The sequence below is a fragment of the Cellulosimicrobium cellulans genome (genome assembly GCF_001722485.1).
GTDB lineage: Bacteria > Actinomycetota > Actinomycetes > Actinomycetales > Cellulomonadaceae > Cellulosimicrobium > Cellulosimicrobium cellulans_A.
Genome location: NZ_LWGL01000005.1, coordinates 16,447 through 42,166, shown reverse-complemented (window position 1 = coordinate 42,166; position 25,720 = coordinate 16,447). Strand labels below are relative to the sequence as shown.

Below are 25,720 nucleotides of genomic sequence, written 5' to 3'. Positions count from 1 at the left end.
CAGGCCCGCCGTTCCCCCGGTTCCCGGCGAGAGCAGGTCTATCCTTCGGCTGTGCGCGCTGACCGGGTGACCCCGGGCTCGCAGACTTCACTGCGTGAGGCCAACCGAGCTCGGATCGTGAGCGCCGTCCAGCAGCGTGGCTCCCTCACGCAGATCGAGCTGGCCGGCGTCACGGGGCTGTCCCCGGCCACCGTGTCCAACATCGTCAAGGAGCTCACCGGCGCCGGCGTCCTGCACACGTCGCCCTCGACGCGCAGCGGACGGCGCGCGCTCCAGGTCACGCTCGCGCGCACCCTGGGCCTCGTCGCGGGCGTCCACTTCGGCACCCGGTCCCTGCGCGTCGCGCTGGCCGACGCCTCGATGCGCGTGCTCGCCGAGCAGCGCATGCCCCTCGCGCCGGACCACCGGGCCGACACGGGCCTGCAGCGCGCCGCGATGCTCGTCGAGGAGATGGTGGCGTCCGTCGACGCCGCGCCGGGCGAGCTGCTCGCCGTCGGGGTGGGGGTGCCGGCGCCCGTCGACGTCCGCAGCGGGCGGATCTCGACGGTCGGGATGATGCGCGGGTGGGACGGCGTCGCGGTCGCCGAGGTCCTCGAGACGGAGCTCGACGCGCCCGTGAGCGTCGACAACGACGCCAACCTCGGCGCGCTCGCGGAGACGCGGTTCGGCGCCGCGGCCGGCCACGACCCGGTCGTCTACCTGCGCGTCTCCCACGGCGTGGGCGGCGGCCTCGTGCTCGGCGGGCGCCTCGTGCACGGCCGCGGAGGCGTCGCGGGCGAGATCGGGCACGTGACGATCGACGAGAACGGGCCGATCTGCCGCTGCGGCAACCGCGGGTGCCTCGAGATGTTCGTCGGGGCGAACGTGCTGCTCGGCATGCTGTCGGGCAGCCGCGGGCACCTCACGCTGCGCGACGTCATCACGCGCGCCCAGGAGGGCGACCCGGGCTGCCGCCGCGTCCTGTTCGACGCCGGCCAGCACCTCGGCGTCGCCGCGGCCAACCTGTGCAACCTCCTCGACCCGGAGGTCGTCGTCGTCGGCGGCGACCTCGCCGAGGCGGGGGACATCCTCCTCGCCCCGCTGCGCACCGTGCTCGAGCAGCGCACCGTGCCGAGCGCGTCGGGGCCCGTCACCGTGGTGCCCTCGGAGCTCGGCGCCGCCGCGGAGGTCCGCGGGGCCCTCGCCGTCGCGCTCGACGCCGCGCGCGTCAGCGGCGCGCTGGGGGTGAGCGCGTGAACGTTCACACGCCAGGGGCCGCACGGCGCCGGTCCGTGCGCCGCGGCCGGGCGGCCGCGGCCCTCGCCGCGCTCGCCCTCGTCGCGGGCTGCGCCACGGGCTCGGGGGAGGCGTCCGCCGCGGACGCCGAGGGGACGATCGGCCTCCTCCTGCCGGAGGCCAAGACCGCGCGGTACGAGACCACGGACCGGCCGACGTTCGTCGGCGTCGTGGAGCGCCGCTGCCCGACGTGCGAGGTGCTGTACGCGAACGCCGCGCAGGACGCCGCGAACCAGCAGCAGCAGGCCGAGTCCATGCTCGCGCGCGGCGCGGACGTGCTCGTGCTCGACGCGGTCGACACGACCGCGGCGGCCAGCGTCGTCGCCGAGGCGCAGCGCCTCGGCGTGCCGGTCATCGCCTACGATCGCTTCGTCGCCGGCGCGGACTACTACGTGTCGTTCGACAACGAGCTCATCGGCTATCTCATGGGAGAGTCCCTCGTCGGCGCCGTCCTGGCGCGCGCGGAGGAGGACCCGCCCCCGGACGGCCGGCGGCCGGGGGTGCTGCTCGTCCACGGGTCTCCGACGGACCCGAACTCTGCTGCGCTCGCCGCCGGCGCCCACCGCGCCCTCGACGGAGAGGACATCGACGTGCTCGCCGAGTACGACACGCCCGACTGGAGCCCCGACAAGGCGACCGAGTGGGTCGAGGGGCAGCTCACCCAGTACCCCGGGCGCGTCGACGGCGTGCTCGCCGCGAGCGACGGCATCGCCGGCGGGGCGATCGCGGCGATGAAGGCCGCCGGCCTCGACCCCGTGCCGCCCACGACCGGCCAGGACGGCGAGCTCGCCGCGGTCCAGCGCGTGCTCACCGGCGACCAGTACATGACGGTCTACAAGGCGACCACCCAGCAGGCGCGCACCGCGGCCGAGCTCGCCGTGCGCCTCCTGCGCGGCCAGGACCCGCAGGCCACGGCCGTCATCGACGGCGTCCCGAGCCTCCTGCTCGCGCCGCGCGCCGTCGGGCCCGACGACGTGCGGCGCGTGATCGTGGACGGCGGCGTGCACTCCGCCGACGAGGTCTGCACGCGGTACTACGTCGACGCGTGCCTGCGCACGGGCGTGCTGGAGGCGGCCTCGTGACCGCGGGCGCGGACCGTCCCGTCCTCGCGGTGCGCGGCGTGTCGAAGAGCTTCGGCGGGGTGCGCGCGCTCGTCGACGTGGACGTCGACGTGCACGAGCACGAGGTGCTCGCGGTGGTCGGGGACAACGGCGCCGGGAAGTCCACGCTCGCCGGCGTCCTCGCGGGGGCCTTCCGCCCGGACGAGGGGCAGCTCCTCGTCGACGGCGAGCCCGTCGTGCTCGGCTCGCCGAAGGACGCCCGCGCGCACGGGATCGCCGCCGTCTTCCAGGACCTGGCGCTCGTCGACGACCTCGACGTCGTGGAGAACCTCTTCCTGGGCCGCGAGACGCGCCGCGGGCCGTTCCTCGACGAGGTCGCGATGGAGCGCGAGGCCTGGACCCTGCTCGACCAGCTCGCCGCGACCGTGCCCTCCGTGCGGCTCCCGGTGCAGGCCCTGTCGGGGGGGCAGCGTCAGGTCGTCGCGGTCGCCCGGGCGCTGCTCGGGTCGCCCCGCGTCATCGTCCTCGACGAGCCGACAGCCTCGCTCGGCGTGCGCCAGTCGGCCGAGGTGCTCAACCTCATCGAGCGCCTGCGTGCCCGCGGCCACGCCGTCGTGCTCGTCAGCCACCAGGCCGGCGAGCTGCAGGCCGTGGCCGACCGCATCCTCGTCCTGCGCCTCGGCCGCGTCCACGGCGAGTTCGCCGGCGACGCGTCGTACGAGGACCTGCTCGCGGCGATGACCGGGGCGGTGCGGCCCGTGCGGGCTGCGCACGACGCTCGCCCGCACGGCGCGCGGCACGCCGGCGGGGCGGGGGTGGCGCGGCGATGAGCGTCCCGGGCCCCACGGCCACGCGGCTCGGGCCGTCCGCCCCCGGCGGGCTGCCGGGGTCGGTCCTGCAGCGCGTGCGCGGCGCGCACCTCGGCATGGTGCCGATCGTCGGCGCGCTCCTCGTCATCTGGGCCGTCCTCGGCGTGGTCAACCCCGCGTTCCTCTCGGCCGAGAACCTCGTGAACCTCACGCTGCAGAGCGTGCCGGTGGGCGTCATCGCGCTCGGCGTGGTGCTCGTGCTGCTCGTCGGGCAGATCGACCTGTCGGTCGGGTCCGTGAGCGGGCTCGCGGCCGCGCTGCTCGCCGTCGGGACGGTGAGCCTCGGCTGGCCGGCGTGGCTCGCGGTGCTCGTCGCCCTGTCGGTGGGCGTCGTCGTCGGCCTCGGGTACGGCGCGCTGTCGACGCGCCTCGGGCTGCCGTCCTTCGTCTTCACGCTCGCCGGCCTGCTCGTGCTCGCCGGGGTCCAGCTCGTGGTCCTCGGCCCGAACGGGTCGATCAACCTGCCGTTCGAGTCCTGGCTCGTGCGGACGGTGCAGCAGGGCTTCCTCCCGACGCCGGTGGCGTGGGCGCTCGTCGTCGCGGTCGTCGTGGGCTACGCGGCGCTGCACGCGCTGGACCACGTGCGCCGCGTGCGCGCCGGCCTCCGCGGGCCCGGCACCGGGATCGGGTGGATCGCCGCGCGCACCGCCGTCCTCGCCGCGGTGCTCGTCGCGACCGTCGCCTACCTCGGCACGGCGCGCGGCGTCGGGTACACCGTCGTGCTGTTCGTCGCGCTCGTCGTCGTCGTCGACGTGCTGCTGCGGCGCACGCGCTGGGGCCGCTCGGTGCGCGCCGTCGGCGGCGACCGCCGGTCGGCGCTGCTCGCCGGCGTCGCCGTGCGCCGCACGGTCGTCTCGTGCTTCGTCGCGTGCTCCACGTTCGCCGCGCTCGGCGGCGTGCTCGCCGCCGGGCGGCTCGCGGCGGCGAACCAGGGGACCGGGGCCGCCGACACCTACCTCACGGCGATCGCGGCCGCCGTCATCGGCGGCACGAGCCTGTTCGGCGGGCGGGGCAGCGCGTGGTCGGCGCTGCTCGGCGTGCTGGTCATCCAGTCGATCGCCAACGGGCTCACGCTGCTCAACCTCGACACGGCGACGCGCTACATCGCCACCGGAGCGGTGCTCCTGCTCGCTATCGTCGTCGACATGCTCATCCGGGGCCGACGGGAGATCTGACACATGGTGATGCAGGGCGGGGCGGACGTCGCGGCGTCGGCCGGGGCGACGACCAGGCGCGCGGGGGGCGCGCGCAGCGGTCGGCGGCCGACGCTCGCGGCCGTCGCGGACCTCGCCGGCGTGAGCCTCAAGACGGCCTCGCGCGTGCTCAACCACGAGCCGAACGTGGCCGACGCGACGCGCGCGAAGGTGCAGGACGCCGCGCAGCGCCTCGGCTTCCGGCGCAACGCCGTGGCGGCGGACCTGGCGCGCGGCGGCTCGTCGCGCCTCGTCGGGTTCGTCACGGGCGACCTCGCCAACCCCTTCTACTCCGCCCTCGCGAGCGGGATCGAGCGCGAGCTGCGCCCCCACGGGCTCCAGCTCATCACCACGAGCTCGGACGAGGACCCGGCGCGCGAGCACGCGCTCACCGAGGCGCTCGTCGAGCGCCGCGTCGGCGCGCTCGTCGTCACCCCGACCGCGACGGACCACTCCGCGCTGCAGCCCGAGATCGAGGGCGGCACCCCCGTCGTCTTCGTCGACCGCCCCGCCGAGGGCATCGAGGCCGACACGGTCGTCATCGACAACCGGGGCGGGGTGCGCGCCGCCGTGCAGCACCTGCTGGCGCACGGCCACCGGCGGATCGCGCTCGTCGGCGACGAGTCGCGCCTGTGGACGTTCCAGGAGCGGTGCGACGAGTTCGTCGCGACGCTCCAGGAGGCGGGCGTCGCCGACCCCGGCCGCTACGTGCGCGCCGGCGCGCACGACGCCGACCTGGCCCGTGACTTCGTCGCCGAGCTGCTGGCCCAGCCCGAGCCGCCGACGGCGCTGCTCACCGCCAACAACAAGATCACCGTGGGCGCCCTCCACGCCCTGCGCGACCACCTGGCGGCGTCGCCGGGCGCGGCGCCGGACGTCGCGCTCGTGGGGTTCGACGACTTCGAGCTCGCGGACCTGCTCGACGTCACCGTCGTCGGGTACGACGTCGTCGAGATGGGGCGTCAGGCGGCGGCGCTCGCGGTCTCGCGCGCGGACGACCCGGACCTCCCGCCGCGGCTCGTGGTCGTCCCCACGCACCTCGTCGTGCGGGGCACGGGGGAGGTGCCCGGACCCGCGTCCTGACGCGGCTCGGCAGGGTTCTCGCGGGGTCGCCCGGACCGTTGACAAGGGCCAGGGCGCCCCGTAGGTTCGACCTGACATTTGACAGCGCTGTCCGATCGATCGAAGGAGATCGCGCGTCATGACCCTGCACTCCCCCCGAGGTACCGCGCCGCGGAGACGCTCCGCCGCGCGCGGCAGGCCGCTCGGCATGGCCGTCGCCGCCGCCCTCGTCGTCCCTCTCGCGGTCACGACGGCGCTCCCCGCCGCCGCCGCGGAGCCGGGCGACTTCGCGTCGTCGTTCGAGGAGGGCGACGCCGCCCCGCTCGAGACGACCGTCGCCCAGCGCGACGGCGCGCCCTGGCAGCACAACATCGCCGCCGGGACCGCCGGCCTGCCGGGCAGCGTGCTCGGCGGCCTCACCGCGGTGACGGCCAGCGCGCAGAACCTGCCGAACGAGGGCGCCGAGAAGCTCGCCGACGGCTCCCCGAGCAGCAAGTGGCTCGCGTTCGCGCGCACCGGCTGGGTCGTCTACGAGTTCGCCGAGCCGGTCGCCGTCGAGGCGTACGCGATGACGTCGGCCAACGACGCGGCCGGTCGTGACCCGAAGACCTGGACGATCGAGGCGTCGGACGACGGCCAGACGTGGACGCCCGTCGACCAGCGCACCGACGAGGACTTCCCGCAGCGCCTGCAGCAGCGCGTGTTCGAGCTCGACGCGCCGACCGAGGCGCACCGGTTCTACCGCTTGAACGTCACGGCGAACTCCGGCGACGGCATCGTCCAGCTCGGCGACTGGGACCTGTCCGCCGACCTCGACGCACCGCCGGCCGAGGCGCCGATGACGACCGCGGTCGGCTCGGGCCCGGACGTCGACCTCACCAGCAAGCCGCGCGTCGGGTTCACCGGCACGCACTCGCTGCGCTACGACGGCGCCCACGCGGGCGACGGCGAGGCGTACGCGACGAACGTGCTCTACGACGACGTCGACGTGCTCGTCGGCGAGGACACGCGCCTCAGCTACGTGATCTTCCCCGAGCTGCTCGACGACCTGCAGTACCCGTCGACGTATGCCGCGGTCGACCTGCTCTTCACCGACGGCACGTACCTGTCCGACCTCGGCGCGCGCGACGCGCACGGGACCGTCGCGTCGGCGCAGGCGCAGGGCGAGGGCAAGATCCTCTACGGCGACCAGTGGAACTCGGTGCGCGTCGACCTCGGCGAGGTGGCCGCGGGCAAGACGGTCGACCAGGTGCTGCTGGGCTACGACAACCCGGGCGGCGACGCGGGCACGCGGTTCGCCGGGTGGCTCGACGACGTCGCGCTCACGGCCCAGCCGGAGACGATCGACGGCTCGAGCCTGGCGAACTACGTCGACACGCGCCGCGGGACGCTGTCCACCGGCAGCTTCTCGCGCGGGAACAACATCCCCGCGACGGCCGTGCCGAACGGCTTCAACTTCTGGGTGCCCATGACGGACGCGGCCTCCGACCGGTGGCTGTACGAGTACCAGAAGGCCAACAACGCGAACAACAAGCCGGTCCTCGAGGGCCTCGGCATCTCGCACGAGCCGAGCCCGTGGATGGGTGACCGCAACCAGCTCGCGTTCCTGCCCGCGGCGGGGCCGGCCACCGGCGCGCCCACGGGCACGCTCGACCAGCGCGGGCTCGAGTTCGACCACGACGACGAGACCGCCCGCCCCGACTACTACGGGGTGACGTTCACGAACGGCACCGCGCTCGAGGTGGCCCCGGCCGACCACGCCGCGGTGCTGCGCTTCACGTACCCGGGCGACGTCGGCCACGTGCTCGTGGACAAGGTCCTCGGCACGTCGGAGCTCTCGTTCGACCAGGCCACGGGCACGCTGTCCGGGTGGGTCGAGAACGGGTCCGGCCTCTCCGTGGGCCGTACGCGCATGTTCGTCGCCGGCACGTTCGACCGCGGTCCGACGGCGGTCGGGACGGCGGCGGGCGACCGCGCCGACGCGCGGTACGCGACGTTCGACACGGCCGAGGACGACACCGTCGAGCTGCGCGTCGCGACGTCGTTCCTCAGCCTCGACCAGGCGCGCAAGAACCTCGCGCTCGAGGTCGAGGGCAGGTCGTTCACCGAGGTCAAGGCGGCGGCGACCGACGCGTGGAACGAGCGCCTCGGCGTGATCGAGGTCGAGGGCGCGAGCGAGGACCAGCTCGTCACGCTGTACTCCAACCTCTACCGCCTGAACCTCTACCCGAACGCGCAGCACGAGAACACGGGCACGGCCGAGGAGCCGGTGTGGCGCTACGCGAGCCCCGTGTCCCCGACGACGGGCAGCGCGACCGACACGCAGACCAACGCGAAGGTCGTGGACGGCAAGATCTACGTCAACAACGGGTTCTGGGACACGTACCGCACCGCGTGGCCGGCGTACTCGCTCCTCTACCCGGAGGTCGCGAGCGAGCTCGTCGACGGGTTCGTCCAGCAGTACCGCGACGGCGGCTGGGTCGCGCGCTGGTCCTCGCCGGGCTACGCCGACCTCATGACGGGCACGAGCTCGGACGTCGCGTTCGCCGACGCCTACCTCAAGGGCTCGCTGCCCACCGACCGCGCGCTCGACGCGTACGACGCGGCGCTGAAGAACGCGACCGTCGCGCCGCCGAACAACGCGGTGGGCCGCAAGGGCTTGCAGACGTCGCCGTTCCTCGGCTTCACGCCGGAGTCGACGCACGAGTCGGTGTCGTGGGGCCTCGAGGGCCTGATCAACGACTTCGGCATCGGCAACATGGCCGCGGCCCTCGCCGAGGACCCGGCCACGCCGGAGGAGCGCCGGCAGACCCTGCGCGAGGAGTCGGCGTACTTCCTCGAGCGGGCGACGCACTACGTCGAGCTGTTCGACCCGGCGATCGACTTCTTCCAGCCGCGGCACGAGGACGGCACGTGGCTCAACGCGCCCGAGGACTACGACCCGCGCACCTGGGGCGGCGGCTACACGGAGACGAGCGGCTGGAACTTCGCGTTCCACGCGCCGCAGGACCCGCAGGGCCTCGCGAACCTGTACGGCGGGCGCGAGGGTCTCGAGGCGAAGCTCGACGAGTTCTTCGCGACGCCCGAGGACGCGACCCACACCGGCGGGTACAACGGCGTCATCCACGAGATGCGCGAGGCCCGGGACATCCGTCTCGGCCAGTGGGGCATGAGCAACCAGGTGTCCCACCACATCCCGTGGCTGTACGACGCCGCGGGCGCTCCGTGGAAGACGCAGGAGATCGTCCGCGAGGTCACGCGCCGCCTGTTCGTGGGCAGCGAGATCGGCCAGGGCTACCCGGGCGACGAGGACAACGGCGAGATGTCGTCGTGGTGGGTCTTCGCCGCGCTCGGCTTCTACCCGCTGCAGGTCGGGTCCGACCAGTACGCGGTCGGCTCGCCGCTGTTCGACAGGGCGACCGTCCACCTGCCGGGCGGCGACCTCGTCGTCAACGCGGCGAACAACTCCGTCGAGAACGTCTACGTGCAGTCCCTCGCCGTCGACGGCGAGCCGCGCACCTCGACGTCCCTGTCGCAGGAGGACCTCTCCGGCGGCGCGACGCTCGACTTCGTCATGGGTCCCGAGCCGTCGGCCTGGGGCACGGGCGAGGCCGACGCCCCGCCGTCGCTCACCGAGGGCGACGAGGCGCCGGAGCCCGTGAAGGACGCGACGACGCCGGGCCTCGGCACGACGACCGTCGCGGACGGCGACGCGTCGACCTCCGCGGCGGCGCTCGTGGACAACACGTCGGCGACGCGCACGACGTTCGCGACCGGCACGCCCACGGTCACGTGGGCGGGCGCCGGCATCCGGCCGACCGTCGGCACCTACACGCTGACCTCCGGCGCGAGCGGGACGGCGTCGCCGTCCGCGTGGACGCTCGAGGGCTCCGACGACGGCGAGACCTGGACGACGCTCGACGAGCGCTCGGGCGAGGAGTTCCGCTGGGCGCTGCAGACCCGTCCGTTCACGGTCGCCGAGCCCGGTGCGTACGCGCACTACCGGCTCGTCGTCACGGGGGCCGCGGGGGAGGGCGACCTGTCGCTCGCCGAGGTGGAGCTGCTCGCCGACCCGTCCGACCCGGGCGCGGAGGGGCTCACGCTCACCGCGGTCGCGGACGGCGACGGCGTCACGGGCCGCGAGGTCTCGGGCACGTTCGCCACGCTCACCGGGGTGGAGGGCGATCCTGCCGCGGTCGACGTCCGCGTGTCGTTCGGCGACGGCAGCGAGCCGGTCGCGGGCACGCTCGTGCCGGGTGCCTTCGGCTCGTACGCGGTGCGCGCGGCGCACACGTGGACGACGCCGGGCGTCTACCCGGTCACGGTGACGGCCACGGCCGAGGGCGCGGAGCCGGTCACGGCGACGTCGCACGTGTCCGTCGCGCTCCTGCGCGAGGGCTCGCTCGTCGGCGCGTACGACAACGTGTGCATCGGCGACCCGGGCACGTCCGTCGGCTCGTGCGACGGGCAGGGCGTGTTCTTCGACCGCGGCCAGCTCGAGGACAAGGGCTTCGTCCAGGGCGAGCGCCTCACGGTCCCGGGCACCGACCTGCGGTTCGACGTGCCGGCGGTCGCCGCCGGCGAGCCGGACAACGCGACAGGGGACGGCCAGACGATCGAGCTCGAGGTCCCCGCGGACGCCGAGCAGCTCTCGGTCGTCGGCACGGGCACGGAGAAGAACCAGCAGGCCTCGGGCACGCTGACGTTCGACGACGGCTCGACGCAGGCGATCGACCTCAGCTTCGGCGACTGGTCGGGCGCGGCCCGCAACCCCGTGTTCGGGAACATCCCCGTCGCGGTGACGGACCACCGCCTGCGCGGCGGCAGCCCGCAGACCGGCACCCCCGCGGCGATCTTCGCCACGGCGCCGGTCGACCTGCCGGACGGCAAGCGCGTCGTCAGCCTCACGCTGCCGGACCAGCCGGGACAGCTCTCGAGCGACGGCCGCATCCACGTGTTCGCGGTCGCACACGACGGCACCTTCGCCGAGCAGAGCCCGCTCGAGGTGACGCCGGCGGACGGCGTGACCCTCGCCGTCGGGCAGGAGGCGGAGGCGGTCCTCGCGACGGTCGCCGGCGGTCGTGAGGGTGCGGACCTGCGGGCCGCGATCACCTGGGGCGACGGGTCCGACGTCGTCGCCGGCACTGTGTCCGCGGAGGGGGCGGGCGCCACGGTCTCCGGGTCGCACGCCTACGCCGCCCCGGGGTCGTACACCGCGCACGTCGTGGTCGACGACGGGTGGACGAGCTCCGTGGTCGAGGTCCCGGTGACCGTGACCGAGGCCGGGCCCGCCCTGGCCGTCGAGGTCACGGCGAGCGCCCGCTGCCTCGCGGGCAAGGTGTACGTCGCGGTGCGGGCCGACAACGGCGAGGACGTCCCCCTCGCCATGACCCTCACCACGCCGTGGGGCACGAAGGAGTTCGCGTCGGTCGAGCCCGGCCGGTCCGCGTACCACTCCTTCGCGGTCCGGGCGGCGTCCGTCGAGGCGGGCACCGTGAGCGTCGAGGCCGTCCGCGGCTCCGGCGCAGAGGAGGTCCGCGCGACGGTCGAGGCGGGGCACGACGCCCTCGCCTGCGGCTGACACGACGTGAGCGGCCCCTCGTCCCGCCGGGTGATCCCGGCGGGGCGGGGGGCCGTCGCGTGCCCGCGCGACCTAGGCTGGCTTTGACACGACCGGCGGCCGCGCGTACGTTCAACTCCCTGACAGCGCTGTCCAGCAGCCCCGAAGAAGGACATCATGAGCACCGACCTCCCCCCGACGCCCGGCGACGCCACGCAGCAGGCGTGGCGCCGGCACCAGCTCGCCGAGCTCCTGCGCTTCGGGGAGGCGTCGCTGCGGCCGGACGGCGCGGCGTGGTGGCTCGACGACGCGGGCCGTCCGGACCCGTCGCAGCCGGTGCACACGTGGATCACGTCGCGCATGGCCCACGTCTACGCGTTCGCGTCGCTCCTCGGCGTCCCGGGCGCGGGGGAGCGCGCGGACCTCGCGCTGCGCGGGCTGCGCAGCGTGCTCGTCGACGCGCAGCACGGCGGCTGGGTGTCGTCCCGCGGCCCCGCGCCGGTGCCGGGCGACGTCGTCGACGCCGAGACGCAGCCGGTCGACGGGACGAAGAGCGCGTACGCGCACGCGTTCGTCGTGCTCGCGGCGGCGTCGGGGACGCTCGCCGGCCGCGACGGCGCGCGCGAGCTCCTCGACGCGGCGCTCGCCGTGCTCGACCAGCGGTTCTGGGAGCCCGGCCCGCGCATGCACGCCGACGAGTGGGACCGCGGCTGGTCGCGGCTGGACGACTACCGCGGGGTGAACGCCAACATGCACGCCGTCGAGGCGCTCCTCGCCGCGCACGACGCGACGGGCGACGCCGAGTGGCTCGCCCGCGCGACGTCGATCGCCGACCGCGTGGTGGGCTGGGCGGCGGAGAACGGGTGGCGCATCCCCGAGCACTTCGACAGCGCGTGGACGCCGCTGCCCGAGTACAACGCCGACCGGCCGCGCGACCCGTTCAAGCCCTACGGCTCGACGCCGGGGCACGGCCTCGAGTGGTCGCGCCTCCTGCTGCAGCTCGACGTGGCCGCGGGCACGCCCGGCGCACGCACCGACGTCGCCGTGCGCCTGTTCGACCGCGCGGTCGCCGACGGCTGGGACGGCGAGCACGGCGGGGGCTTCGTCTACACCGTGGACTGGACCGGCACGCCCGTCGAGCCGCGCCGGTACCACTGGGTCGCGGCGGAGGCCGTGGCCGCCGCGGACGTGCTCGGCCGCGTCACGGGCGACCCGCGGTTCGCCGAGGCCGCCGCGGGCTGGTGGGCGTGGATCGACCGGTTCCTCGTCGACCACGAGCGCGGGTCGTGGCACCACGAGCTCGACACCGACAACCGGCCCGGCGGCCTCACGTGGGTCGGCAAGCCGGACGTCTACCACGCGGCGCAGGCCGTGATCCTGCCCGACCTGCCCCTCACCGGGTCGCTCGCGGCGTCCGCGAAAGCGGCGGGCCGGATCCTCGGCTGAGCCGTCCGCGCCGCTAGGGTGCCGGGCGTGAGCACCGACCCCACCGCCGTCCGCACCGGAGCACGTCCCGACGTCGTCGACCTCGCCGCGGACGACCCGCGCTGGGCCGCCGCCCTGCCGGTGCTCCAGGCCCTGCGCCCGCACCTCACGGCCGAGCTCCTGCGGCAGGTGCTCGCGGACGACGCGCCCGGCCCGCGCTTCCTCGCGGCGTTCGACGGCGACGTGTGCCTCGGCGTCGCGGGCTGGCGCGTGGTCGCGTGCACGAGCGCGGTCCGCAAGCTCTACGTCGACGACCTCGTCACGGCGCCCGAGGCGCGCTCGCGCGGCGTCGGCGCGGCGCTCCTCGGCGAGCTCGAGCGGCGCGCGCGAGAGGCGGGGTGCACGGTGCTCGACCTCGACTCGGGCGTCCAGCGGTTCGACGCCCACCGGTTCTACCTGCGCGAGCGCATGAGCATCGTCGCGCACCACTTCGCGAAGGAGCTTTGAGCCGGGGCGCCGCTCCAGGGGTGGTCGCCCGGGACGACGAGAGCCCCGCACCTCGTGGTGCGGGGCTCTCGTGCGCTGAGCGGGTGACGGGAATCGAACCCGCGCTGTCAGCTTGGGAAGCTGAAGTTCTACCATTGAACTACACCCGCGCGGCGCCGGTGGCGCTCGCCCTGATCGCTCTGGGAGGATCGCGGCGAACCAGCGCGCGCCCCGATCATAGCGGACGTCGCCGGGGATGTCCGAACCGCTCCCGAGGAGGCTCCGTGCCCGACGACCCGTACCAGCAGCAGCCCGCACCGGGGCCCGAGGCGCCCTACGGCACCCCGCCCGGGTACGGCCAGCCGTACGGGTACGCGCCGGGCGGGCCGTCCGCGTACCCGCCGCCGGGACACCCCGGCGGCTACGACCCGAACCTCGACCCGGCGGCGAAGTCCCGCCTCGCGGCGGGCCTGCTCGGCATCCTCCTCGGCACCTTCGGGATCCACCGGTTCTACCTCGGGCACACCGGCATCGGGCTGCTCATGCTCCTGCTGACGGTGCTGTCGTTCGGCTTCCTCGCCCCGGCCGTGGGGGTCTGGGGTCTGGTCGAGGGCATCCTGTACCTCACCGCGAAGCAGGGGAGCTACGCGGTCGACGCGACGGGCCGTCCCCTGCGGGCGTGACGCCCGCTCAGATCTTGTAGTCGTCGCGCGACGCGTCCGGCGACGTGCCGTTCGAGTGCCCCGCCTCCGAGGAGCCGGAGGACTCCGACGACGAGGACTGGCTCTTCACGGCCTCGGCCATCTTGCCGCCCTGCTCCTTCGCGATGCCGGCGACCTTCGCGCCCTGCTCCTTGGCGACGGCCGTCACCTTCTCCTGCGCGGTGTGCACCGCCTGCTGCACGTCGTCCGACTGCCACAGCTCCTTGGCCTTGCCGCGGAGCTCCTCGAACCGCTCGCGACCGGCACGGGTGCCGAGGACGTAGCCGACGCCGATCCCGACGACGAGGGCGAGCTTCGACTTCATGGTGGTCTCCTTCGTTCGGGTGTGCCGGGGCCGGGCCCCGGAGTGCGCTCCCTTGCGACCGTAGCGACGCGTCGGCCTGCTCGCGCGGGCAGGCCCGGGCCCGCCGCGAGACCCGCGCCGGGTGCGCGACGGCGTCGGCTAGCGTGTCCCCGTGCTGCTCTCCGACCGCGACATCCGCGCCGAGCTCGACGCCGGTCGCGTCCAGCTGGACCCGTACGACCCGTCGATGCTGCAGCCGTCGAGCATCGACGTCCGGCTCGACCGGTTCTTCCGGCTGTTCGACAACCACAAGTACCCGTACATCGATCCCTCGCAGGACCAGCCGGACCTCACGCGCCTCGTGGAGGTCGACGCCGCGGAGCCGTTCGTGCTGCACCCGGGGGAGTTCGTCCTCGGGTCGACGTTCGAGGCGGTGACGCTGCCCGACGACGTCGCGGCGCGCCTCGAGGGCAAGTCGAGCCTCGGCCGCCTGGGTCTGCTCACGCACTCCACGGCGGGCTTCATCGACCCCGGGTTCTCCGGTCACGTGACGCTGGAGCTGAGCAACGTCGCGACGCTCCCCATCACGCTGTGGCCCGGCATGAAGATCGGCCAGCTGTGCTTCTTCCGCCTCTCGTCACCGGCGGAGAACCCGTACGGGGCGAGCGTGTACGGTTCGCGCTACCAGGGGCAGCGGGGGCCGACGGCGTCGCGCTCCTGGCAGAACTTCCACCGCACCGACGTGTGAGGCGCTCGTGACCACGCTCCCCCCGCTCCCGCACCCCGACGGCCCTGGCGCCGCCCAGGCGCACCAGGCCCGCCACCTGGTCGGCCTCCCCGAGGACGTCCTCGTCGACGAGCTCGAGAGCAGCTGCGTCGAGTCGAGGCCGCCGAGCGCCTTCTGCACGTCGGCGAGCGAGCGGTCCTTGCGGGCGAGGTCGACGTAGTCGCGGATCACGAACTCGCGGTCCGAGCCGATCCCGCCGATGAGCTCGTCGAGCTGCAGGGCGAGGAGACGGCCGTCGGTGCCGAGCTCGATGACGTAGCCCGCGATCTCCTCGGAGATGCGCGCGACCATCTCGAGCCGCTGCACCACGGAGCAGACGTCGCGCACGGTGACGAGGTCCTCGATCTCGAGCGCCGACAGCGTGCCGGAGACCTCGTCGAGGCGTGCGCGGTACCGCTCGAGGGTCGCGAGCGCCTGGTTGGCGCGCGAGAGGATCGTGTCGGAGTCCTCGAGCACGTGCCGCTGACCGCCGACGTACAGCGCGACGATCCGCATCGACTGGCTCACGGAGATGACGGGGAAGCCGCTCTGCTTGGCGACGCGCTCGGCGGTGCGGTGCCGCGTCCCGGACTCCGTGGTCTCGATGGTCGGGTCGGGCAGCAGCTGGACCGCGGCGCGCAGGATGCGGTTCGCCTCGTGGTCGAGGACGACCGCACCGTCCATCTTCGACAGCTCGCGCAGGCGCGTCGCCGAGAAGCCGACGTCGAGCTCGAAGCCGCCGGAGCACATGCCCTCGACGACCTTGTCGAGACCGAGCACGATGAGCGCGCCCGTCCGGCCGCGCAGGATGCGTTCGAGGCCGTCGCGCAGCTCGGTTCCGGGCGCCACGGCGGCAAGGGTTTCCCGGAGCAGCTCGTCAGGGTGCGCGGGGGAGTTGGCCACGACGCGATCCTACGCTGCGGGCCCCCGCGAGGCCCGGGACCACGCGGATCTCGACCGTGGGAACGTCACGATCCGGTCACGAGGACCCCCCTCGTCAGGCCCGGGCGAGCTCGAACGCCTCGCCGAGGTGGCGGGCCGGCAGGACCGTCATGCCGTCCACCGGCTTCGGGAACGAGCCGCGCGGCACGACGGCGCGCGTGAAGCCCAGCCGGGCGGCCTCGGCGAGGCGCCGGTCGAGGCCCGTGACCTGCCGGATGTCGCCCGCGAGGCCCACCTCGCCGAACGCGACCGTCCCCGCCGGCAGCGCCGTGTCCTCGCGCGCCGAGAGCACGGAGAGGGCGATGGACAGGTCGGCGGCGGGCTCGGCGACCTTCGCGCCACCGACGGTCGAGACGTAGACGTCCTGGTCGACGAGGCGCACGCCGGCGTGGCGGTGCATGACCGCCAGGATCATCGCGAGGCGGCTCGCGTCGACGCCGTTCGTCGTGCGCCGGGGGTTGGTCAGCGAGCTCGGCACGACGAGCGCCTGGATCTCGAGCGCGAGCGGCCGCCGGCCCTCCACCGTCACGGAGATGCACGTGCCGGGCACGCCCGCGCCGGTGTGCGAGAGGAACAGCCCGCTCGGGTCCGCGAGGCCGACGATCCCGTCCTCGGTGAGGTCGAAGCACCCGACCTCGTCCGTGGGGCCGTACCGGTTCTTCACGGCGCGCACGAGGCGCAGTCGCGAGTGGCGGTCGCCCTCGAACTGGCACACGACGTCGACGAGGTGCTCGAGCGTGCGCGGCCCCGCGACCGATCCGTCCTTCGTCACGTGACCGACGAGGATGACCGGCAGGTCGCGGGCCTTCGCGGCGCCGATGAGCGCCGCGGCGACCTCGCGCACCTGGCCGACGCCGCCCGGGGCGCCCTCGACCTGGGCGGACGCGATCGTCTGGACCGAGTCGACGACGAGCAGGTCGGGGTCCGTCGCCTCGACGTGGCCGAGGACCGTCGCGAGGTCCGTCTCGGCCGCGAGCAGCAGCCCGGGGGCGAGCGCCCCGACGCGTTCCGCCCGCAGGCGCACCTGGCCGGCCGACTCCTCGCCGGTGACGTACAGGACGCGCTTCGGCGGCGTCGTCGTGCCGGGCGCAGCGCCGCGGTCCGCCGTGGGCAGGTCCGACGCGCCGGCGGCGACGTTGCTCGCGACCGCGAGCAGGAGCGTGGACTTGCCCACGCCCGGCTCGCCCGCGAGCAGCACGACGGCACCCGGCACGATGCCGCCCCCGAGGACGCGGTCGAGCTCGGCGACGCCGGTGGGTGCCGCGCGCGCCGCCTCGACGTCGATCTCCGCGATGGGCCGCGCGGGCGAGCGCGTGGGCACGACCGCCGTCGTGCGAGGGCCTGCGGCCGCGGGCGCGTCCTCGGTGACCGTGCCCCACTCCTGGCACTCGCCGCAGCGCCCCGCCCACTTCGCGGTGGTCCAGCCGCACTCGCTGCAGCGGTAGGCGGGGCGGGTCCGCTTGGCGCCGGACCCGGACCGGGCGGGCGCGCTCGTCGTCGACGTCACGCCCCCACGCTAGCCACGGCCCCCGACACGGCCGTCCGCCCTCGACGGGCTCCGGTCCCCGGGTCCACCCGACCGGCGAGGCGCGCCGCGAGATGCCGGTCGCGAGGCACCGCGAGCCCTAGGCTGGCGCCCGTCGAAGGAGGAGCACCGATGGGCGAGCCGACGAGCAGCCGCACCCCCCAGGGTCCCGTCCGGCCGCGGGACGCGGTGGGGGCGAGCGACCGTCGGCACACCCGACCCGTCCCGACGTCCGTCTACCGGCGCCGCCGCCTCGTCGCGGCGCTCGGCCTCGTGCTCGTCGTGGCGCTCGTGGTCGTGCTGCTCGCGTTCGTCTGGCCCGGCTTCGCGCGGTCGGGCGGGGAGGTCGAGCCCGCGCCGACCGTGACCGTCACCGGGGACCCTGCGACGCCGACGCTCGAGCCGGTCGAGCGCACGGCGAGCACCCCGTTCGCCCAGGCGCTGCCCGCGACCGTCCTCGACCTCGCGCTGCGCAGCGACGCCGCGACCGACGCGTGGACGGAGTCCGGCGCGCTCGAGGCGTACGAGCTCGTGTACGCCGACGGCGAGGGCCCGGACGCCACGACGGTCACCGTGGTCGCCGGCCAGTGGCCCACGCCGGAGGAGGCGGAGAACGCCGCGGCCGCCCTGCTGGGCGGTGCCGAGCCGTCCACGCAGGAGGACGTGACCGTCGACGGCGAGACCGTCGGGACCGTGGTCGTCGTCCCGGGCGAGGGCGGCGCGGCCACGGTCACGTGGCGCAACAGCACCGCGGTCCTGCAGGCGACGGGCCCCGCCGACGTCGTCGAGGACGTCTACGCCGCGTACCCCATGTGACGACCCCGTGCGACGACGCGCCGCGTTCCGCGGGGACGGCATCTGCGCAAGAATGCCCTGTCCACCGCTGATCGGAGCTGACCACGCATGACCGACACCCCGCACCGTCCACGCCTCGCCGTCCTCGGCGCGGGGGTCATGGGCGAGACCGTCCTGGCCGGCGCTCTCGCCGGCGGGTGGGACCCCGGCGACGTCGTGGCGACGGTCCGCCGCGCCGCGCGTCGCGACGAGCTCGTCGACCGGCACGGGGTCGAGGTCACCGAGGACAACGTCGCGGCCGTCCGGGGCGCGGGCGTGGTCGTCGTCGCGGTCAAGCCGAAGGACGTCGACGCGCTCCTCGCCGAGGTGCGCGACGCGGTCGGCGTCGGGACGGTCGTGGTGAGCGTCGTCGTCGGGCTGCCCACGGCGTTCTACGAGGAGCGGCTGCCCGCGGGGACGCCCGTGGTGCGCGTCATGCCGAACACGCCGTCGGTCGTGGGCGCGGGCGTGAGCGCGCTGAGCGGCGGCGCGGCCGCGACGGACGAGCACCTCGCGCTCGTCGAGCGGCTGCTCGCCTCCACCGGTCTCGTGGTCCGCGTCGCGGAGAAGGACCAGGACGCCGTGGGCGCGCTGTCGGGCTCGGGGCCGGCGTACGTCTTCTACGTCGTGGACGCGCTCGCGGAGGCCGGCGTGCTGCTCGGCCTGACGCGCGCGACGGCGCTCGAGCTCGCGACCGCGACGGTGCGCGGCGCGGCGACCATGCTCGCCGAGACCGGCGAGCACCCGGCGATCCTGCGCGAGCGCGTGTCGTCGCCCGGCGGGACGACGGTCGCGGCGCTGCGCCGGCTCGACGCGGGCGGCGTGCGCGCCGCGTTCCTCGACGCCCTCGAGGCCGCGCGCGACCGCTCGGCCGAGCTCGCGCGGACCCTGGGCGGGGGGACCGCGGGATGACCACGACCGGGCCGTCGCCCCGCACGCGCCCGCCGGCGATGGCCGACGTCGCACGGCTCGCCGGCGTGTCGCACCAGACGGTCTCGCGCGTGCTCAACGACCACCCGAGCGTGCGGCCGGAGACGCGCGACCGTGTGCTCGACGCGATCGCGACGCTGGGGTACCGGCGCAACAGCGCCGCCCGCGCGCTCGTGACGATGCGCTCGGCGACGGTCGGGGTCGTGACGACGGGGTCGGCGCTCTACGGCCCGACGTCGACCCTCATCGCCGTGGAGGAGGCTGCGCGCGAGCAGGGCTACTTCGTGAGCGTCGCGACGATCCGCCGCTACGACGCCGCGACCATGCACCGCGTGCTCGAGCACTTCATGGACCAGGGCGTCGAGGGCATCGTCGTCATCGCGCCGCAGGAGGACGTCGCCGCCGCGGTCGACTCCTTCCGCGCCCCCGTGCCCGTCATCATGATCGCCGCGCGCGACCGCCCGGGTGTCGCCGAGGACGCGCCGCCCGACGCCGTCGGCGCGGGCAGCATCCTGCCGATCGCCGTCGACCAGCGGCTCGGTGCGCGGCTCGCCGCGGAGCACCTCCTCGGTCTCGGGCACCGCACCGTCTGGCACCTGTCCGGCCCGCTCGACTGGTTCGACGCGCGCGAGCGCGAGACCGGGTGGCGCTCGGCGCTCGAGGACGCCGGCGCGCCCGTGCCCGAGCCGGTCCCCGGCGACTGGTCGTCGGACCGCGGCTACGCCGTGGGCCGCGAGCTCGCCGGCGCGGTGCGGGCGGGCGAGGGCCCGACGGCGGTCTTCGCCGGCAACGACCAGCTCGCCCTCGGCCTGCTGCGCGCCTTCTGGGAGTCGGGGGTGCGCGTGCCGGACGACGTGTCGGTCGTGGGCTTCGACGACATCGCCGGCGCGGGGCACTTCATCCCCCCGCTCACGACGGTGCGCCAGCCGTTCGGGGCGCTCGGGCGGCGCGCGCTCGCGCTCATGCTCGACGCGTTCGCCGGGGCGACGGTGCGTCCCGTGTCCATCCCGCCCGAGCTCGTGGTGCGCGAGAGCACGACGAGCCCGTCGCGCTGACCGCGGACCCCGCGCCCGGGCCGACGAGCATGGTTGGCCGCACGGCGTGTGAGCGCTAACATCGGCAGGAGACGTTTGACGCGACGACGCGGCGAGGAGAGACGGCGATGGTGCAGCAGGACGACGTGACGGCGATCAGGGAAGCGGTCACCGCGGGGACGACGGCGCTCGGCATCGAGCTCGGGTCCACCCGGATCAAGGCTTGCCTCGTCGGACCGGACGGGACGCCGCTCGCGAGCGGCAGCCACGCCTGGGAGAACGAGTACGCCGACCGCACGTGGACCTACTCGCTCGACGCGGTCGAGACCGGGCTGCGCGAGTGCTACGCCGACCTCGTCGCCGACGTCGAGCGGCGCTACGGCGTGCGCCCGACGACCTTCGGGGCGCTCGGCGTGTCGGCCATGATGCACGGCTACCTCGCGTTCGACGCGAGCGGCGGGCTCCTCGTGCCGTTCCGCACGTGGCGCAACACGTCGACCGGGCCGGCCGCCGCCGAGCTCACCGAGCTGCTCGGTCACAACGTGCCGCTGCGCTGGTCCGTGGCCCACTGGTACCAGGCGGTCCTCGACGACGAGCCGCACGTCGGCGACGTCGCGTCCCTGACGACGCTCGCCGGGTACGTCCACCGCCGGCTCACGGGCCGTCACGTGCTCGGCGTCGGCGACGCCTCGGGCATGTTCCCCGTCGACCCGGCCACGCGCGGCTACGACCGGCGCATGCTCGAGCTGTTCGACGAGCGCGTCGCGACCCGCCGCGCGCTGCCGAAGCTCGAGGAGCTGCTGCCCGAGGTGCTCGTCGCGGGGGAGGAGGCCGGCACCCTCACGCCCGAGGGCGCCGCGTGGCTCGACCCGACGGGCACGCTGCAGGCCGGCGTGCCGCTGTGCCCGCCGGAGGGCGACGCCGGGACCGGCATGGTCGCGACCGCGTCCGTCACGCCCCGCACCGGCAACGTCAGCGCCGGCACGAGCATCTTCGCGATGGTCGTGCTCGAGCGCCCGCTCACGAGCGTGCACCACGAGATCGACGTCGTGACGACGCCCGCGGGCGACCTCGTCGCGATGGTCCACTGCAACAACGGCGCGAGCGAGCTCAGCGCGTGGGCCTCGATGCTCGGCGAGCTCGCCACCGCGCTCGGCAGCACGGCGACGCCCGACGACGTGTTCGGCGCGTTCTTCCGCGCGGCGCTCGACGGCGACCCCGACGGCGGCGGGCTGCTCGCCTACAACTACCTCGCCGGCGAGCCGATCACCGGCCTCGAGGAGGGGCGCCCGCTCGTCGTGCGCACCCCGGACAGCCGCCTGACCCTCGCGAACTTCGCGCGCACGCAGGTCTACGGCGCGTTCGGCACGCTCGCCCTCGGGATGCGCGTCCTCGCGCGGGAGGGCGTCGCGGTCGACGCGATGTTCGCGCACGGCGGGATGTTCCGCACCGCGGGCGTCGCCCAGCGCCTGCTCGCGGCCGCGATCGACGCGCCCGTGACCGTGGGCCGCACGGCCGGCGAGGGCGGCGCGTGGGGCATCGCCGTGCTCGCCGCGTACCTGCGCGACCGCCTGGACGCGGGGAAGGGGGACGGCGACGCGCGCGGTCCCGCCGACCTCGGCGCGTACCTGCGCGAGCACGTGTTCGCCACGGCGGAGCTCGACACCGTCGAGCCCGACGCGGCCGACGTCGCCGGCTTCGCCACCTACCTCGAGCGCTACGACGCCGGGCTCGCCGTCGAGCGGGCCGCGACCGCCGCGCTCTGACCCGACGCGCGCTCTCACCCCGACGAAGGAGACACGCAGCATGACCACCTCGACCCCGACCGGATCCGCCACCCCGCTCGCCGGCGTGCCGGCCGAGCTCCGCGCCGCCGTCGACGCGGCCAAGGAGCGCGTCGCCGCGCTGCACGCCGAGCTGCCCCGCTGGGAGCTCGTCGTGTGGACGGCGGGCAACGTCTCCGAGCGCGTGCGCGCCGCTGCCGAGGACGGGAGCCAGGACCTGCTCGTCATCAAGCCGTCGGGCGTGTCCTACGACGACATCACGCCCGAGGCGATGGTCGTGTGCGACCTCGACGGCAACCTCGTCGAGGGCGACCGCTCCCCGTCGTCCGACACGGCGGCCCACGCGTACGTGTACCGGCACATGCCCGAGGTGGGCGGGGTGGTGCACACGCACTCGACGTACGCGACGGCCTGGGCCGCCCGCGGCGAGGCCGTGCCGTGCGTCCTGACGATGATGGCCGACGAGTTCGGCGGCGACATCCCCGTCGGCCCGTTCGCCCTCATCGGCGACGACTCGATCGGCCGCGGCATCGTCGAGACGCTGCGCGAGTCGCGCAGCCCGGCGGTGCTCATGCGCAACCACGGGCCGTTCACGATCGGCAAGGACGCCCGAGCGGCGGTCAAGGCCGCGGTCATGTGCGAGGAGGTCGCCCGCACCGTGCACGTCAGCCGCCAGCTCGGCGAGCCGACGCGCATCGCGCAGTCCGACGTCGACTCGCTGTACGCCCGCTACCAGAACGTCTACGGCCAGCAGCCCGCCACGCGCTGACGCCGGTCGCCGCCACCGCGACACCCGGCCACGACCACCCGGCGCCCGCACCGACGCGGCCGCCGCAGCCACCGACACGAGAGATGTGGACTGAGATGAGCAAGCCCTACGCGGACCGCGAGATCTGGTTCCTCACCGGCAGCCAGGACCTGTACGGCGAGGAGACGCTGCGGCAGGTCGCCGAGCAGTCGCAGGAGGTCGCGCGCGCCCTCGACGCGTCCGCCGACGTCCCCGCCACCGTCGTGTGGAAGCCGGTCCTCAAGGACTCGGCGTCGATCCGTCGCGCGATGCTCGACGCCAACGCGGACGACCGCGTGCTCGGCGTCGTCACGTGGATGCACACGTTCAGCCCCGCCAAGATGTGGATCGCCGGGCTGGACCAGCTGCGCAAGCCGCTGCTGCACCTGCACACGCAGGCGAACGTCGAGCTCCCCTGGGACACCATCGACTTCGACTTCATGAACCTCAACCAGGCCGCGCACGGCGACCGCGAGTACGCGTACGTCGCGACGCGCCTCGGGGTCGCCCGCACGACCGTCGTGGGCCACGTGTCCAACCCGGCCGTCACGGCGCGCGTCGGCGCGTGGGTGCGCGGCGCGGCGGGCTGGGCGGCCACGCACGAGCTGCGCCTCGTGCGCTTCGGCGACAACATGCGCAACGTCGCCGTGACCGAGGGCGACAAGACCGAGGCGGAGCTGCGGTTCGGCGTCTCGGTGAACACGTGGGGCGTCAACGACCTCGTCGCGGCCGTCGAGGCGGTCTCGGACGCGGACGTCGACGCGCTCGTCGCGGAGTACGAGGACCTGTACGACGTCGTGCCGGAGCTGCGCAAGGACGGCGACCGTCACGAGTCGCTGCGCTACGCGGCACGCCAGGAGATCGCGCTCGAGACGTTCCTCGAGTCGGTCGGCGCCAAGGCGTTCACGACGAACTTCGAGGACCTCGGCGACCTGCGCCAGCTCCCCGGCATCGCCGTGCAGCGGCTCATGTCGAAGGGGTACGGCTTCGGCGCGGAGGGCGACTGGAAGACGGCCGTGCTCGTGCGCGCCGCGAAGGTCATGGGCGAGGGCCTGCCCGGCGGCGCGTCGCTCATGGAGGACTACACCTACGACCTCACGCCCGGCAGCGAGAAGATCCTCGGCGCGCACATGCTCGAGATCTGCCCGTCGCTGACGACGGCGAAGCCCCGCGTCGAGATCCACCCGCTCGGGATCGGCGGCAAGGAGGACCCGGTCCGCATGGTGTTCGACGCGGACCCCGGCGTGGGCGTCGTCGTGTCCCTCGCGGACATGCGCGACCGCTTCCGCCTCACGGCGAACGTCGTGGACGTCGTCCCGCCGAGCGCGCCGCTGCCGCACCTGCCCGTCGCGCGCGCCGTCTGGGAGCCCCGCCCCGACTTCGCGACGTCCGCGGAGGCGTGGCTGACGGCGGGCGGCGCGCACCACACGGTGCTGTCGACCGCGGCCGGCGTCGAGGCGTTCGAGGTCTTCGCCGAGATCGCCGGCACGGAGCTGCTGGTCATCGACGAGTCGACGACGCGGCGCGGCTTCCGCGACCAGGTGCGCTGGAACCAGGTGTACTACCGCCTGGCCCAGGGGCTCTGACATGCACGGGCGTGCCTCTCGCCCCGCGGCGAGAGGCACGCCCGGCACCGCCCCCGGTCCGCGCGACGCCGACGCCGACGTCGTGACCGGACCGTGACCGCGGGACTCTTCCCGCGACGTCGTGTGAGCGCTAACATCGACACGGACGTCGGTGTGATCGCTCACACACTCCCGGCCGGCGAACGTCCTCCGGCCGGGTCGCGTGAGCGGCGGCGGGAGTTACCGAAGAGTTATGCGTCGCAGCGGTGCGGGGCTTGCACTCGGGGCTCCGACAACGCTAGACAATGACACATCTGAACACGTACCAACAAGACTCAACAGGCACCGCTGCCTGTCGGGTCTACCGGACCCGGCACGGCGCCGGGCACCGCATCTCAAGGAGGAGAGCATGTTCAGCACGACCAAGGCGCGCACGCGTCTGACTGGTGTCCTCGCCGGCGCGGCGGTGCTCGCACTCGCGGCGTGCAGCAGCGGCGGCGACGGCGGTGGCGACACCGCCGGCGGCGAGGGCGGTGGCGGTGGCGGCGACCTGATCACCGTCGGCTTCTCGCAGGTGGGGGCCGAGTCCGGCTGGCGCGCGGCCAACACCAAGTCCATCCAGGACACCCTCACCGAGGAGAACGGCTTCGACCTGAAGTTCTCCGACGCGCAGCAGAAGCAGGAGAACCAGATCCAGGCGATCCGCTCGTACATCGCCCAGGGCGTGGACGTCATCGCGTTCTCCCCGGTGGTCGAGTCCGGCTGGGACTCGGTGCTCGAGGAGGCCAAGCAGGCCGGCATCCCCGTCGTCCTCACGGACCGCGCGGTCGACTCCGAGGACGAGACGCTGTACGAGTCGTTCATCGGCTCCGACTTCGTCCTCGAGGGCGAGATGGCCGGCGAGTGGGTCAGCGAGAACCTCGCCACCGAGCCGATCAACGTCGTCGAGCTGCAGGGCACCACCGGTGCGGCCCCGGCCATCGACCGCAAGAAGGGCTTCGAGGACGCGACGGCGGACAACCCGAACGTCACGATCATCGACTCCCAGACCGGCAACTTCACGCGGTCCGAGGGCAAGACCGTCATGGAGGGCTTCCTCCAGGCGCACGACGACATCGACCTCGTCTACGCGCACAACGACGACATGGGCCTGGGCGCCATCGAGGCGATCGAGGCCGCGGGCCTCGTCCCGGGCGAGGACATCAAGATCGTCACGGTCGACGCCGTCAAGGACGGCATGCAGGCGCTCGCCGACGGCAAGATCAACTTCATCGTCGAGTGCAACCCGCTGCTCGGCCCGGACCTCGCCGAGGTCATCAAGAAGGTCGTCGCCGGCGAGGAGGTCGAGAAGCGCATCGTCGTCGAGGACCAGTCCTTCACGCAGGAGCAGGCCATCGAGGCCCTGCCGACGCGCGAGTACTGATCCGGCGGACGGCGCCCCTCCCGGGGCGCCACCCCTCGGGCGGGGGAGCGCGCAGCGCTCCACCGCCCCCGCGGACCGGTCGCGCGCCGGGTGCCCTCGAGGCCCCGGCGCGCGGCCGCCATCAGGTGCGGCCGGTCGGGCGTCCGTCGTGAGCCGTCGCCCGCCGCACGTCGACCGCAGTACGGAAGGTCAGC

The 25,720-nt window shown here is 74.5% G+C and carries 20 protein-coding genes and 1 tRNA gene; 17 read left to right on the top strand and 4 right to left on the bottom strand.

The features are described 5' to 3' along the window. Window positions 1-117 precede the first annotated feature (117 nt). The 8 genes from JZ5iCDA_RS01465 to JZ5iCDA_RS01430 all read left to right on the top strand — a co-directional run bounded on the left by JZ5iCDA_RS01465 (window position 118) and on the right by JZ5iCDA_RS01430 (window position 12,952). On the top strand, window positions 118-1,236 hold the full coding sequence (locus tag JZ5iCDA_RS01465) for an ROK family transcriptional regulator (protein ID WP_253181907.1): 1,119 nt from the start codon (window positions 118-120) through the stop codon (window positions 1,234-1,236). Next, window positions 1,233-2,357 (top strand): substrate-binding domain-containing protein, encoded by a 1,125-nt coding sequence (locus JZ5iCDA_RS01460; RefSeq protein ID WP_216093380.1) that lies wholly within the window; start codon window positions 1,233-1,235, stop codon window positions 2,355-2,357. Before JZ5iCDA_RS01465 ends, JZ5iCDA_RS01460 begins: the two co-directional genes overlap by 4 nt. Then, window positions 2,354-3,166: an ATP-binding cassette domain-containing protein gene (locus JZ5iCDA_RS01455; protein ID WP_069385493.1), complete on the top strand. Its 813-nt coding sequence runs from the start codon at window positions 2,354-2,356 to the stop codon at window positions 3,164-3,166. The genes JZ5iCDA_RS01460 and JZ5iCDA_RS01455 overlap by 4 nt, the downstream gene beginning before the upstream one ends. Continuing rightward, complete coding sequence (locus JZ5iCDA_RS01450) at window positions 3,163-4,380, top strand: sugar ABC transporter permease (RefSeq protein ID WP_083259532.1); 1,218 nt, start codon at window positions 3,163-3,165, stop codon at window positions 4,378-4,380. Before JZ5iCDA_RS01455 ends, JZ5iCDA_RS01450 begins: the two co-directional genes overlap by 4 nt. A gap of 3 nt (window positions 4,381-4,383) precedes the next feature. Next, entirely contained in the window at window positions 4,384-5,481 is a 1,098-nt protein-coding gene (locus JZ5iCDA_RS01445; protein ID WP_216093379.1) for a LacI family DNA-binding transcriptional regulator, read from the top strand. Window positions 5,482-5,599: 118 nt separating this feature from the next. Continuing rightward, window positions 5,600-11,041 (top strand): GH92 family glycosyl hydrolase, encoded by a 5,442-nt coding sequence (locus tag JZ5iCDA_RS01440; protein WP_253181906.1) that lies wholly within the window; start codon window positions 5,600-5,602, stop codon window positions 11,039-11,041. Window positions 11,042-11,197: 156 nt separating this feature from the next. Then, window positions 11,198-12,466 carry an AGE family epimerase/isomerase gene (locus tag JZ5iCDA_RS01435; RefSeq protein ID WP_069385492.1) on the top strand — a complete coding sequence of 423 codons (1,269 nt, stop codon included), beginning with the start codon at window positions 11,198-11,200 and terminating at the stop codon, window positions 12,464-12,466. A 27-nt stretch (window positions 12,467-12,493) separates the two neighbouring features. Continuing rightward, a complete protein-coding gene (locus JZ5iCDA_RS01430) occupies window positions 12,494-12,952 on the top strand; it encodes a GNAT family N-acetyltransferase (RefSeq protein WP_069385503.1) in 459 nt (152 codons plus the stop codon). Between the two features lie 78 nt (window positions 12,953-13,030). Here JZ5iCDA_RS01430 and JZ5iCDA_RS01425 read toward each other — a convergent pair. Beyond that, window positions 13,031-13,101 (bottom strand) — tRNA-Gly (locus JZ5iCDA_RS01425). 114 nt (window positions 13,102-13,215) lie between these two features. Here JZ5iCDA_RS01425 and JZ5iCDA_RS01420 point away from each other — a divergent pair. Continuing rightward, a complete protein-coding gene (locus JZ5iCDA_RS01420) occupies window positions 13,216-13,614 on the top strand; it encodes an NINE protein (protein WP_069385491.1) in 399 nt (132 codons plus the stop codon). Between the two features lie 7 nt (window positions 13,615-13,621). Here JZ5iCDA_RS01420 and JZ5iCDA_RS01415 read toward each other — a convergent pair whose 3' ends face one another. Beyond that, entirely contained in the window at window positions 13,622-13,957 is a 336-nt protein-coding gene (locus JZ5iCDA_RS01415) for a hypothetical protein (RefSeq protein ID WP_069385490.1), read from the bottom strand. Between the two features lie 151 nt (window positions 13,958-14,108). Here JZ5iCDA_RS01415 and dcd point away from each other — a divergent pair, with 151 nt between their 5' ends. Next, window positions 14,109-14,684: a dCTP deaminase gene (gene dcd / locus JZ5iCDA_RS17810; RefSeq protein ID WP_083259531.1), complete on the top strand. Its 576-nt coding sequence runs from the start codon at window positions 14,109-14,111 to the stop codon at window positions 14,682-14,684. On the opposite strand, the gene disA is transcribed toward dcd, so the two are convergent. Further along, window positions 14,574-15,605: a DNA integrity scanning diadenylate cyclase DisA gene (disA, locus tag JZ5iCDA_RS01405; protein ID WP_253181905.1), complete on the bottom strand. Its 1,032-nt coding sequence runs from the start codon at window positions 15,603-15,605 to the stop codon at window positions 14,574-14,576. The genes dcd and disA overlap by 111 nt on opposite strands. A gap of 94 nt (window positions 15,606-15,699) precedes the next feature. Then, window positions 15,700-17,151 carry a DNA repair protein RadA gene (gene radA / locus JZ5iCDA_RS01400; protein WP_069385488.1) on the bottom strand — a complete coding sequence of 484 codons (1,452 nt, stop codon included), beginning with the start codon at window positions 17,149-17,151 and terminating at the stop codon, window positions 15,700-15,702. Window positions 17,152-17,301: 150 nt separating this feature from the next. On the opposite strand from radA, the gene JZ5iCDA_RS01395 reads away from it, so the two are divergent. The 7 genes from JZ5iCDA_RS01395 to JZ5iCDA_RS01365 all read left to right on the top strand — a co-directional run bounded on the left by JZ5iCDA_RS01395 (window position 17,302) and on the right by JZ5iCDA_RS01365 (window position 25,526). Further along, window positions 17,302-17,985: a hypothetical protein gene (locus JZ5iCDA_RS01395; RefSeq protein WP_069385487.1), complete on the top strand. Its 684-nt coding sequence runs from the start codon at window positions 17,302-17,304 to the stop codon at window positions 17,983-17,985. Window positions 17,986-18,072: 87 nt separating this feature from the next. Beyond that, the gene (gene proC, locus JZ5iCDA_RS01390) at window positions 18,073-18,915 is read left to right on the top strand and encodes a pyrroline-5-carboxylate reductase (protein WP_069385486.1); all 843 of its coding nucleotides are present in this window, start codon (window positions 18,073-18,075) and stop codon (window positions 18,913-18,915) included. Further along, window positions 18,912-19,988 (top strand): LacI family DNA-binding transcriptional regulator, encoded by a 1,077-nt coding sequence (locus JZ5iCDA_RS01385; protein WP_253181904.1) that lies wholly within the window; start codon window positions 18,912-18,914, stop codon window positions 19,986-19,988. The genes proC and JZ5iCDA_RS01385 overlap by 4 nt, the downstream gene beginning before the upstream one ends. Before the next feature lie 107 nt (window positions 19,989-20,095). Continuing rightward, the gene (locus JZ5iCDA_RS01380; protein WP_069385485.1) at window positions 20,096-21,733 is read left to right on the top strand and encodes a xylulokinase; all 1,638 of its coding nucleotides are present in this window, start codon (window positions 20,096-20,098) and stop codon (window positions 21,731-21,733) included. Between the two features lie 40 nt (window positions 21,734-21,773). Next, a complete protein-coding gene (locus JZ5iCDA_RS01375; RefSeq protein WP_069385484.1) occupies window positions 21,774-22,520 on the top strand; it encodes an L-ribulose-5-phosphate 4-epimerase in 747 nt (248 codons plus the stop codon). Window positions 22,521-22,615: 95 nt separating this feature from the next. Further along, a complete protein-coding gene (araA, locus tag JZ5iCDA_RS01370; protein WP_069385483.1) occupies window positions 22,616-24,124 on the top strand; it encodes an L-arabinose isomerase in 1,509 nt (502 codons plus the stop codon). Window positions 24,125-24,512: 388 nt separating this feature from the next. Further along, entirely contained in the window at window positions 24,513-25,526 is a 1,014-nt protein-coding gene (locus JZ5iCDA_RS01365) for an ABC transporter substrate-binding protein (RefSeq protein WP_069385482.1), read from the top strand. The last annotated feature ends 194 nt before the right edge of the window (window positions 25,527-25,720 follow it).

Bases quoted from the DNA above. Each gene is read 5' to 3' on its own strand.
- JZ5iCDA_RS01450 (WP_083259532.1), top strand. From the start codon at position 3,163: ATGAGCGTCCCGGGCCCCACGGCCACGCGGCTCGGGCCGTCCGCCCCC.
- JZ5iCDA_RS01445 (WP_216093379.1), top strand. From the start codon at position 4,384: ATGGTGATGCAGGGCGGGGCGGACGTCGCGGCGTCGGCCGGGGCGACG.
- JZ5iCDA_RS01440 (WP_253181906.1), top strand. From the start codon at position 5,600: ATGACCCTGCACTCCCCCCGAGGTACCGCGCCGCGGAGACGCTCCGCC.
- JZ5iCDA_RS01435 (WP_069385492.1), top strand. From the start codon at position 11,198: ATGAGCACCGACCTCCCCCCGACGCCCGGCGACGCCACGCAGCAGGCG.
- JZ5iCDA_RS01415 (WP_069385490.1), bottom strand. From the start codon at position 13,957: ATGAAGTCGAAGCTCGCCCTCGTCGTCGGGATCGGCGTCGGCTACGTC.
- JZ5iCDA_RS01395 (WP_069385487.1), top strand. From the start codon at position 17,302: ATGGGCGAGCCGACGAGCAGCCGCACCCCCCAGGGTCCCGTCCGGCCG.
- proC (WP_069385486.1), top strand. From the start codon at position 18,073: ATGACCGACACCCCGCACCGTCCACGCCTCGCCGTCCTCGGCGCGGGG.
- JZ5iCDA_RS01385 (WP_253181904.1), top strand. From the start codon at position 18,912: ATGACCACGACCGGGCCGTCGCCCCGCACGCGCCCGCCGGCGATGGCC.
- JZ5iCDA_RS01380 (WP_069385485.1), top strand. From the start codon at position 20,096: ATGGTGCAGCAGGACGACGTGACGGCGATCAGGGAAGCGGTCACCGCG.
- JZ5iCDA_RS01375 (WP_069385484.1), top strand. From the start codon at position 21,774: ATGACCACCTCGACCCCGACCGGATCCGCCACCCCGCTCGCCGGCGTG.
- araA (WP_069385483.1), top strand. From the start codon at position 22,616: ATGAGCAAGCCCTACGCGGACCGCGAGATCTGGTTCCTCACCGGCAGC.
- JZ5iCDA_RS01365 (WP_069385482.1), top strand. From the start codon at position 24,513: ATGTTCAGCACGACCAAGGCGCGCACGCGTCTGACTGGTGTCCTCGCC.